Consider the following 10,513-nt stretch of genomic DNA (forward strand, 5'->3'; position numbering starts at 1 on the left):
AATTAGCGCGGATTTTAGCAGCAATCGCATCCGTTGATAACTGATTTAAGACAGAAATATTGGGATTTAAAGCAAATCATGGGGTGAAATTATTTTGAAATTACAGGACAATACCATCAGTTAATCATTGATAGGACAGTGTTTTTGTTGCCTGGTATTTTTGTCCGCATAATAGCTGCGTTAAGCTTAGTGGTGTCATTAAGCTCCACTGCTGGTGATGTGGTTGCTCTGTATAACGCCAATGTGGTGATGACTGCTGAGATGACACAAAAACAAGCTGCCCGACAAGCTTTGCAGCGAGTGTTAATCAAAGTCAGTGGTTCATTAAATGTGGCTGAGCACAGCGATGTCAGAAAACAATTGTCTGACGCGACCGATTATTTATTGTCTTATCAGTTTGATTTGCAGGACCAGCAACGTATTTATCGCGCCCAGTTCGATCAGCAGAAAGTTGATAAATTGCTGCGCGATGCCGGTTTGGCGATTTGGGGTAAAACCCGGCCATCTACCCTGATTTGGCTGGCAGAACAACAGGATGAAGAGTTTAACCGCACCATTATTTCTGAACAAAGTCAGTCTCAAAGTAAGGAACTGGTATTGCAGCGGGGTAAAGAGCGTGGACTGGATTTAAGCTTCCCGCTGGTTGATCTTGATGACCTGATGCGCGTTAGTGTCTATGACGTGTGGGGACGTTTTTTACAGCCTGTTGTTGATGCCTCGCAACGTTATCAGGCCGATAGCATGGTGATTGCCCGTATTTATCAGCAAAAGCAAATTGCCGAGGGAATGGATGAATCGCTGGCAAAAGTGGTGTGGCATCTGGACTGGAGTTTTGTGCTGGGTAATCGTGTTGAACAGCAAAGTGCAGAAGATCTCGAAAGAGACGTTGTTATTAGTCAAATGGTTAATAGCATTGCTGATACACTGGCCAATCGTTATGCGATTGAAGCAAATACCAATCCGGTTAGTCATTATATTGAGCTAACAGTGACGAATATTAGTGGGCTGGCTGTCTATGAAAATGTGCGTATTTTTCTTAAGCAGCTTACTGCAGTTGCCGATGTGACCCTGAGTCATATCAGTGGAACTAACGGACGTTATCGTCTGCGCATGGTGGGCAGTGAACAGGACTTAATTAACGCGCTGGAGCTTGATTCGCGAATGCAGCGTGTGGTTGACCAGTTTGGTCAGCCGGTTAAGCAACTGGAATTTGTCTGGGCACCATAAAATGCAGTTATCTTTACCGGTGCTACTACCGGATGATGAAACATTTCAGAATTTTATGACCGGTGATAATGCATTACTGGTCGCTCATCTTGAAAACCTCTTAACCCCTGAGAATCAGTCTCCTAGCATAACCTATATCAGTGGTGAGTCGGGCTCGGGTAAAAGTCACCTGTTATATGCCTTATGTGCCAGAGGGGGAGAGACCGGATGCTGGGTCAGTTATTTTGATTTTAATCAGGCCAGAGAATGGTCAGTTGATGCCTTAGCTGGTCTGGAAGGCTGCGATATCGTGTGTCTGGATAATGTGCATGCGTTAACCGGCTTACATGAATGGCAGGTTGCGGTGTTTGATTTAATTAACCGGGTAACTGAATCGGGTCATGCCCGGTTGATTATCACAGGAGACGCCGGGCCCGCGTTACTCACCCTGGAACTGCCTGATTTAAAAAGCCGTTTAAGCTGGGGGATGAGTTTTACTGTGCAAAAACTGTCGGAAAACGATTCAATTGCCATGTTAATTAACCGGGCAAAGGTACGGGGATTAACACTGCCGGATGAAGTCGCACAATTTATGTTAAGTCGCGGAAAACGTGATGCTCGTAGCCTTATTAACGCCCTGAATAAATTAGATCAGCTGTCTTTGCAACAACAAAGAAAGCTGACTATTCCATTTGTTAAACAGGCATTAGAACTCTGATTTAGTGTGTTATTGGTTCCGCTAACCTATCTTTTGATATGGGGCATGGGTTTGTGTTTTATACGACTTTCCACATGTTGCCAGTCACGCATTAAATCCCGATAGGGAATAACCGCCGCTTTGGCCTGCCGTCCGGATAACGCACTGTCACTAAAACTGACACCCGCCCGCATATTGCCCGTTGGATACAGGCTGCTCAACAGCAGTTCAGTGTTTAATTCCGGGATAATATGGCTGGCAACAAAGCGGGTTTTATCCTGCAAATCAGGGCTGGCAACCCGGCTGAACTGCCCCCAGTCAACGATGTTGTTGTTGCTGGTGTCTGTTACCGCAATGATAGGTTCAAGGCCGAGGCGGTAACTCACCATCATATGCTGAAAAAACATCGCCAGATCTTCTTCCTGGGTGACATAGTTGTAATAATCTGTGGCGTAATCCTGTTTAAATTCTGCGGTAATATCCGCTGGTCTCATTGCCTTTTGTTGTGTCGTGGCAGACTCTCCACGGTAGCTCACGCCCGCCAGCGCTTTCATTACACTGGATTGCAATGGATATAAATCTGTCATTCTTGTTGCAACACTTTGTTGTAGTTGCGACACCTGTACCGGACGTAATGAGCCGTCCAGCGTATCCCACACGTCATATCCCAGTCTGTCGTTAGCATGGGATAACTCGTGATACAGCAGATAGGCTGCGTCGACTTCACTGTCATTAAAACTGCGGGTTAATCTGTCGTTGGCATCATAACGGGTAAAAGCTGCGCCACCATTTTTTAAGTAGGTCCAGGGGAGCTGGAACTGAAGTTCGCTGCCAAACGCTGCACGATAATCCGGTGCATCATTTAACGTGTCGCGCTCCGCTGGAGTGCGCCAGAAATTATCTGCATCAAGATAAATAGCACCGGTTTCCACCCAGTAAAATGAAGGACGTACATCGTAGGAAATAACGATGGCGGTGGTTGCGCGCAACAAACGTATAATATCGCTGGCGGTATCTGATTGCTGTAAAAACGCTTTAAAACGCTCACCCATCCATTGATGTGATACCAGCACTCTGTTCATGATGTCATCAATAGTTGGATTGTGTGTAACCTGACCAATTAACGGTAATTCGTCCAATGTACAACCGTCACTTTGCAGATTGGAATAAACACAGGATGACAGTTTGTCAGCATAAGGGCTGTCAGGATAAAACGGGTGAACCGTGGTACTGACAACCTGTTCAGCATAAAAAGGAAATAACCCGGTTTCATTAATCTCAGCGTGGTTAACCAGCACAAACGCACTATCGCTGACTTGCTGACCATTATTCAGGGTGATAGTGGCTTTAAATTCAAACAGGGTATCGTGATCGGTTTTAGGTGCATCAAAAAACAGCATTTGTTGCTGGGTATCAAGTGTGACGGCAGGCCCGCGAAGTTGTTGCCAGTTTACGCTGGCGATATCATTCAGGTAACTGTCGGCACGAAACGAAACTTTACCCTGCTCAACCGCCTGATGATCCAGCCTGACCTGAGCAGTGGGGGTACTGGATGCCTGTACTGATATGTTAACTGTGTCGGACAAACTCTGTCCCGGCATTTGCACGCTAAATTCAAACACATAGTCACCGGCCGATTGCGCATCAAACCCTACCACCTGAGAAGTATCCGCCAGCAGTTTTACTGTGGGGCCACTTAATTGTCGCCATTTATACTCGTAGCCTTTTAACGATTCCGGTAACAGCGCCACCAACCCCACGGCTTGCCCCTGAGTTACCGAGTCGGGGGTAATTAAGGTCAGTTCTGTTGGTACCGTATCCGGTGGCGGGGTGTAAACCGGGGGAGGAGTATTGCCTCCGTTGCCACTACCATTATTACCGGTAGATAAAGAGCCACCGCCACCACAGGCTGCCAGAAAACCAGTTAACAGGGTGGCAAAAACAAACTGTTGTAACCTGTGGTGCTGCATTGTATTTATCCTTTAAAAATTATGCTTGTTTATCCCTGGCCTTTTTAAGCCCTAACCCTAACTCGCGTCCACGCAGCCGCGCATAAAAACAACAACCAATAAACATAGTGCTGGATAATACAATTTCAATTGCTGCGTATAGTGTTTCGCCTTGTGACGCATAAACTGCGGTTAGGCCATGCATTAAATAAAACATGATCACAAAATTTACCCAGGCATGGGTATAGGGTTTGCCTTTAATCATGCCATAAGCGGGTAATAGTAAGGGCACCACCCACAGCAATACTAAAAACATGGGAGAATATTTTAATGGCTGGCTTAAAACAAAATGCCAGATCAGTGTCCAGGCAAATAATCCAATATAACTGCTTAATGCCAGCCAGCGAAAAAATAGGGTTTTACTGCTCATTTTCATTCCTGCTTTTTAGCCATTAACGCTTAAGTGCAAGAGCTGCGGTTGCCAGTCGTTTACCCTGGGCAATACACAGTGCCTGTTCATCTTTACTTAAATGAATGTCGCCTTGCATACCTGCTACATGGCTTACACCGTATGGCGTACCACCGGTTTGAGTGCTATTAAGTTCTGGCTCTGAATAAGGCAACCCCATGAATAACATACCGTGATGCAACAAGATAAGCTGCATGCTAAGCAGTGTGGATTCCTGTCCGCCATGCATACTGGAAGATGAGGTAAATACACAGCCTGGTTTACCGTTTAACGCACCGGATAACCACAATTGACTGGTGCCATCCCAGAAATACTTCATCGCAGACGCCATATTACCAAAACGGGTTGGGCTGCCTAATGCCAGTCCATCACACTGTTGCAATTCTTCCAGTGTGACATAGGGATCACCTTCCTCCGGTACCGCCGGCAAACTGGCTTCGACTTTACTGGTAACGGGAGGCACGGTGCGCAACATGGCATGCATGCCAGCCATTTCCACCCCTGTGGCTATTTTCTCTGCCAGTTTGCGGGTTGCGCCATGATGGCTGTAATACAGAACCAGAATGCCAGACATCAGAGAATGTCCAGTACGGCTTCTGGTGGGCGGCCAATGCGCGCCTTGTTATTGGCGATCACAATTGGGCGTTCAATTAATTTAGGGTGGGATAACATAGCGTCAATAATCGCATCATCACTTAAGTTTTTGTCAGCCAGATTAAGCGCCTTGTAATCATCTTCTTTGCTGCGCAGTAACTCGCGGGCTGAATCAAAACCCAGTTGTGAAATGATGATTTTAAGTTCATCCGCACTTAACGGATTTTTTAGGTATTCGATTATTTGCGGCTTGTAGCCTTTTTCTTCTAAAAGTTGCAATGTCTGACGGCTTTTGGAACAGCGGGGATTGTGCACAATTTGAATTTTAGTCATGATAAAAATGTTTTATTACTGATACATAAGCTTATTTTGCCTGAGCATGGCGTCCGGGGGTAGGGGTTTGATTAAAAAGCTTGTTTTAATTCTGCTGGCAGGTTGCGCATTAGCCGCAGGTGTAATGGTTTCACAGTATCAAAAGGCCGATTTCAGCCTGTTAGGCGGTGATAATATGCGTTGGCAGGATTATCAGGGCAAATGGTTAGTGGTGAATTATTTTGCTAAATGGTGTGCGCCCTGTTTAGAGGAAGTGCCTGAACTGAATCAGTTTTATCAGCTGAGTAAGCAGCAGAATATCGGCTTAATCGCCATTAGCTGGGATAAATTAGCACAACAGCAACTTGAGCAAATTGTTGAACAGTATCAAATGCAATTCCCGCTGGTGCATGAATTTTACACGCCTCCACCATTTGAGCGTCCGGCGCAGTTACCCGTTAGTTATATCATTTCGCCTGAGGGCAAAGTGGTTAAAACCCTTAAAGGGCAGCAAACCGCCGACAGCTTGTTTAATTATATTGCCGAGTTAAAACAGTAGCTATATCAATAAATTACATGCTTCTTAGCTTTTTGTCGGCATCTCTGAACTGATCAATACGAGCACGTATGCGTTGTTTGGCCAATGTATTGTCATTGGTAAAGTTGTAGGCAGTTTGCAACTCATCTATCGCTTTGGGATAAATTGATAATAAAGCAAAATATTCAGCCCGCGCCTGGTGCAGCTCCAGTTTTTGCTGATTCTCGGTATAGGCGTCTATTAGCAGTTGGTAACTGAGCGTATGCTCCGGATTTACCAGTAAATAATCTTTGATCAACTGTTCGCCTTTGGCGAATTGTTTAAGCTTAAACAAGGCATTGGCCATATTCAGGCTAAGTACGCGGTTACGCGGCATTTTGGCCAGTTGTGGCTGTAACATATCCACCGCTTGCTGATACTGCTGTTGCTCCAGAAAAATGTCGGTTTGTGTATCCATATAAAACAGGTTAGTTGGATCAGCTTTAATCAGCGGCGCCAGCATGATTTGTGCCTGCTGATATTTTTGCTGTTCAAACAACATCAGGGTTTTGCCATACGCGGCGGCAGCCTGTGAAATGGCATCGGGTAATTCAGATAAATCGTCAAAGTAGACCTGACTATTGTTTTTGTTGGTGCCATAACGCGCCACAATCCGGGCTTTAGCCAAAGCAAAATTTAAACTGGGAGTAGGGTGGTGCTGTGCATACAAATGGGCACGCGCTTTGGCATCGGCAATACGTGACTCAGGCACCGGGTGAGTTAATAAAAATGCAGGCGGTTTGGAAACAAAGCGATACTGTGCGGCCAGTTTGCCAAAAAAGTCTGCGGCCGCATTGACATCATATCCGGCATTGGCCAGCACTTTCATGCCCAGTCTGTCAGCTTCATTTTCATTGCTGCGGGTATAATTAATTGAGCTTTGTTGAGCGGCTGCTGAACTGGCACTGATTGCAGCAATACCCGCTTCTGGATTCGCCATCGCCACCAGCAGACCGCCGAGTAAAGAGGCCATTTGCAATGGTGACGACGCCTGACTGGCTTCAATCTTTCGCGCCATATGCCGTTGGGTAATGTGGGTAATTTCGTGTGATAACACCGCAGCCAGTTCACTTTCATTGCTGGCATTTAAAATCAGGCCGGTATGCACCGCAATATGCCCACCAAAAAAAGCAAAAGCATTAATGTCGGGGCTGTTTAACAGGAAAAACTGAAAAGGGAATTTTACATTATCGGCCTGTGCCACCAGTTTATTGCCAATATCCTGAATGTATTCTTCCAGCAACGGATCGTTAACAATCGGTGCCTGCGCGCGTAACTGGCGCATATAAATATCACCAATTGCCTGCTCACGCTCAATGCTCATCACATGGGACGCTACCACGCCGATTTCTGGTAAATCGTTCTTTTTATTATTGATATTAATGGATTGTGCTGCACTGACGCTAAAACTGAGTGCCAGCAATAAAACTAATAGTCGTTGCATGCGTCCTACTTAAAATACAAATGCTCCGTAAGCATTAATTGGAGTGCCTCAGGCTTTTAAGGTTCCGTGTAAGCTTACCTTATTCACTAAACAAATAACCAGCGCAGAAAAAATATACATCCGCGCCTGCTATGGGGGAAATTGATTAGCTTTTATATACCACTTTTATGCTATCCTCAGCAGCGAATTTCAAGTGTGATTTCAGAAACCTATAGCTAAATCGTCGCATAGTGTCAGGCAATTTGATGGAGTGCTCATGCCGCAACTGGATGTTAGTCAATTGCGTTGCCCAATGGCACTGCTGGAAGTGAAACGCTGGTTACATCAGCAAGTAAAAGCTACCCAATGCTCACTGTTAATCACGGGGGAGCAGGAATGCCGCGATATATTGCGTTATTTACATATGGCAGGTTTTACACTTTTGGCGCAATACTGGCGTGGATCACAACTGCAACTCACCCTAACGGTATAAACACTGGCTTAAACCATAAGGATTTTCACAGGCAATGATAAAAGTTTTCAGTGACTGGTATAAACGTAAGTTTTCTGACCCTGACGCAGCGACCTTATTAGTACTGATATTGATCAGTGCCATAGCTCTGGCGGTGTGGGGCAATATGCTGGCGCCTGTGTTAGTGGCTGTGGTTATGGCTTATTTGCTGGACTGGCCGGTTGAACGTATGAGCCGCATCGGTTTTTCGCGTCCGGTAGCGACCTCATTCATCGTGACACTGTTTGTTGGGATATGCATTTTAATGCTGCTGGTTCTGGTGCCGGTTATGGTTAATCAGGGGACCGATTTACTTAAAGAGTTACCGCAAATCTGGGCACAAACCCAGCAATGGGTGATGATGCTTCCCGAGCGTTACCCCGGATTAATCGATGGCAATCAGTTACAGCAAATGTGGCAAAGTGCCAATGATAAAATCGTCACAGTCGGACAGGATTTGATTACCGCATCCTTTACCAACCTGGTCAATATTGCCGCCATTCTGATTTATTTGATTCTGGTGCCGCTAATGATCTTTTTTATGCTCAAAGACAAACATGAGCTGTTGAGTAATGTGAGCCGTATTTTGCCTAAAGAGCGTCGCCTGATTAAACAGGTGGGGGCAGAAATGAATGTGCAAATCGTTAACTATATTCGCGGTAAAGTGATTGAGATAATTATTATCGGTACCGCGACTACCGTGGCATTTGTTGTCATGGACTTACGTTATGCAGTGCTGCTCGGTGTATTGGTGGGCTTCTCGGTACTTATTCCCTATATTGGCGCTGCCGTGGTAACGATTCCGGTCGCGGTCGTGGCATTATTTCAATGGGGTTTAACCCCGGATTTCTGGTATTTAATGATTGTGTACAGCATCCTGCAGGCACTGGATGGCAACCTGTTAGTGCCACTTCTGTTTTCAGAAGCCGTCAGCCTGCATCCTGTTTACATTATTATCGCTGTGCTGTTTTTTGGTGGTTTATGGGGGTTCTGGGGCGTGTTTTTCGCGATTCCGTTAGCAACCTTAGTTAAAGCCGTAGGCAATGCATGGTCAGAGCAGAGTGCACAGCTGCAAGAGGAAAAGTAACGCATGATTGCGTTACTTTTACGGACTAACGCTTTGCTAATCGGAAAATACTGCGCTTTGGCCGGAATGGCCAGCAGTAATTTTCCCAGTGAGTTTACGAACGAAATTTAGCAACTTGTTATATGCCATTTATAAACAACGACCTACGCTTGCAATTGAGTGACCAGAAACACCATTACTATTAAAACTGGTATTTGCTGTGATTACCCAGTCTTTGCAGGCAAAACCATCATCTTTTACTGTTTCTAAATTTGTAGAGATACTATCTGAAAGCGGGTTCACGAACGCATTTGCATCAATCTTCTTAAGTGAGGCTAAGGCTTCCTCTCTTGAGGTTCCAATAGGGACACGAGATTCAAGCTCGCTTTTCCAATAGACACCTCGTTCACTGACAATATTTGAATCGCCACAAGCAACTAAAACAAGTATTGAAAGATGTAGCAACAGGTGTTTGAGTCTTTTCATTGGCATATAACGCCGCCTTAAGCGGTGAGTAGTAGTTGGCTAAAATGTGTAGCGAAGCGGAACCGAGCCAACTGTTACGAATCCGACTTAAAGGCCTTGTTATGCATGCTGTTTACACAATAAACATTTTGAAAACAAACCAATTTATAAGTAAAGCCATGCCCATACCAGCAAACACAATCCCTGCCTTTGGATGTTTTAATTCAACAAGTACAATCATTACACCCATAAAAACCAGCCCAAAACTACCACTAATATTAGTAGTTAAGCCAATCCATAAGTTGGACCCAACAAACACTTTATCAGCTCCCATCTTTATAAAAACAGTAACGCTATCTTTTGTAGACCATTCTTGGAATGTCTCAAAAAGGCCAAATATACCGAGCGCGAATATTAAAGTTATTACAAGGCCTTCATTTATTTTATTTCTCATGTTGCAGATTCATCTTAGCAGCATAACAACTTAATAGAAGGAATTAATCCCGCTTTCATGTCGGGTAAAATTCCTTCTTTCCTTAATTTAATTTTTTAAATTACTCCGCAATATCCATCAAATCAATTAGTTAAATATTTCAATTCATTGAGTCGAATCTGAAAGAAGGTTTTCTACCCGCAAGTTTTTGTGAATAACTGAGTCAGGCAACGCCTGACTTAACATCCCCTCCACAGTGGCCGATTTTTAATTCAGATAAGCTAACTGCCAGACGAGGCAGGGATGCCGTTGGGTTCCAAGGGAATTGCGGCAGCACAATTCCCTTGGCTGATGTCGCCAATGCGACGCCCAAAATTAACTTTTATGACAAAAGGTTAGTGCGAAGCAATACTCAGCATCTTCGGTAAACTGTTTCAATCTTCCCTGGTTTTTTCACGCCCAGTCCCGTGGGCGCGAGCCTATTTACTGCGCACATCCTTGTGCTCCGTCCAACGGACCAGCTAAAGCTGTTGCAATTCATTCCCGATGAATTGTTGGACAGAGCCAAATAGGCGACAAAAATTTCAGGAAAATTTTGAACGCACTTTAGTGCGACCTGAAAGGCGAAGGACAGGAAGTCCGGATTAAAGCTCCTTTGCTCAACATATTTTTTAACGCCAAAATCAAACTAGCTTTATTTCGAACCGGCCAAAGGCAGCTATCCCTGCAAAGCATTGGCCGAACGATGTATGGACTCCACCACCTTACCTGCGTAACGTGGAGTCACCAAACCAAAGGAGTCCATACATGA

The 10,513-nt window shown here is 44.9% G+C and carries 12 protein-coding genes; 5 read left to right on the forward strand and 7 right to left on the reverse strand.

Going from position 1 to position 10,513, the window contains the following annotated elements; translation table 11 throughout:
* Positions 1-144 precede the first annotated feature (144 nt).
* The gene (locus H8B19_RS15815; RefSeq protein WP_186507864.1) at positions 145-1,227 is read left to right on the forward strand and encodes a DUF2066 domain-containing protein; all 1,083 of its coding nucleotides are present in this window, start codon (positions 145-147) and stop codon (positions 1,225-1,227) included.
* Between the two features lies 1 nt (position 1,228).
* The gene (gene hda, locus H8B19_RS15820; protein ID WP_186507865.1) at positions 1,229-1,924 is read left to right on the forward strand and encodes a DnaA regulatory inactivator Hda; all 696 of its coding nucleotides are present in this window, start codon (positions 1,229-1,231) and stop codon (positions 1,922-1,924) included.
* Positions 1,925-1,950: 26 nt separating this feature from the next.
* On the opposite strand, the gene H8B19_RS15825 is transcribed toward hda, so the two are convergent.
* From H8B19_RS15825 to arsC, 4 genes are read right to left on the reverse strand one after another with little or no spacing between them, the layout of a single operon-like run.
* Positions 1,951-3,873: a PKD domain-containing protein gene (locus tag H8B19_RS15825; RefSeq protein WP_186507866.1), complete on the reverse strand. Its 1,923-nt coding sequence runs from the start codon at positions 3,871-3,873 to the stop codon at positions 1,951-1,953.
* Positions 3,874-3,892: 19 nt separating this feature from the next.
* Positions 3,893-4,282 (reverse strand): DUF2069 domain-containing protein, encoded by a 390-nt coding sequence (locus H8B19_RS15830; RefSeq protein ID WP_186507867.1) that lies wholly within the window; start codon positions 4,280-4,282, stop codon positions 3,893-3,895.
* A 22-nt stretch (positions 4,283-4,304) separates the two neighbouring features.
* On the reverse strand, positions 4,305-4,895 hold the full coding sequence (gene wrbA / locus H8B19_RS15835; RefSeq protein ID WP_186507868.1) for an NAD(P)H:quinone oxidoreductase: 591 nt from the start codon (positions 4,893-4,895) through the stop codon (positions 4,305-4,307).
* Positions 4,895-5,248, reverse strand: a complete 354-nt coding sequence (gene arsC / locus H8B19_RS15840) for an arsenate reductase (glutaredoxin) (RefSeq protein ID WP_186507869.1) — start codon at positions 5,246-5,248, stop codon at positions 4,895-4,897. The genes wrbA and arsC overlap by 1 nt, the downstream gene beginning before the upstream one ends.
* Positions 5,249-5,315: 67 nt before the next feature.
* On the opposite strand from arsC, the gene H8B19_RS15845 reads away from it, so the two are divergent.
* The gene (locus tag H8B19_RS15845) at positions 5,316-5,786 is read left to right on the forward strand and encodes a TlpA disulfide reductase family protein (RefSeq protein WP_186507870.1); all 471 of its coding nucleotides are present in this window, start codon (positions 5,316-5,318) and stop codon (positions 5,784-5,786) included.
* Between the two features lie 13 nt (positions 5,787-5,799).
* Here H8B19_RS15845 and bepA read toward each other — a convergent pair whose 3' ends face one another.
* Positions 5,800-7,248 (reverse strand): beta-barrel assembly-enhancing protease, encoded by a 1,449-nt coding sequence (gene bepA, locus H8B19_RS15850; RefSeq protein WP_186507871.1) that lies wholly within the window; start codon positions 7,246-7,248, stop codon positions 5,800-5,802.
* A 256-nt stretch (positions 7,249-7,504) separates the two neighbouring features.
* Between bepA and H8B19_RS15855 the strand changes: the two genes are divergently transcribed.
* Together H8B19_RS15855 and H8B19_RS15860 are read left to right on the forward strand one after the other, a co-directional pair.
* On the forward strand, positions 7,505-7,720 hold the full coding sequence (locus H8B19_RS15855) for a sulfurtransferase TusA family protein (RefSeq protein ID WP_186507872.1): 216 nt from the start codon (positions 7,505-7,507) through the stop codon (positions 7,718-7,720).
* A gap of 34 nt (positions 7,721-7,754) precedes the next feature.
* Entirely contained in the window at positions 7,755-8,825 is a 1,071-nt protein-coding gene (locus tag H8B19_RS15860) for an AI-2E family transporter (RefSeq protein ID WP_186507873.1), read from the forward strand.
* Positions 8,826-8,954: 129 nt separating this feature from the next.
* Here the strand turns inward: H8B19_RS15860 and H8B19_RS15865 are convergent, their stop codons facing one another.
* Positions 8,955-9,296: a hypothetical protein gene (locus H8B19_RS15865; RefSeq protein ID WP_186507874.1), complete on the reverse strand. Its 342-nt coding sequence runs from the start codon at positions 9,294-9,296 to the stop codon at positions 8,955-8,957.
* A gap of 106 nt (positions 9,297-9,402) precedes the next feature.
* On the reverse strand, positions 9,403-9,723 hold the full coding sequence (locus tag H8B19_RS15870) for a hypothetical protein (RefSeq protein WP_186507875.1): 321 nt from the start codon (positions 9,721-9,723) through the stop codon (positions 9,403-9,405).
* Positions 9,724-10,513 lie beyond the last annotated feature (790 nt).

Source organism: Neptunicella marina (assembly GCF_014270035.1).
Classification (GTDB): domain Bacteria; phylum Pseudomonadota; class Gammaproteobacteria; order Enterobacterales; family Alteromonadaceae; genus Neptunicella; species Neptunicella marina.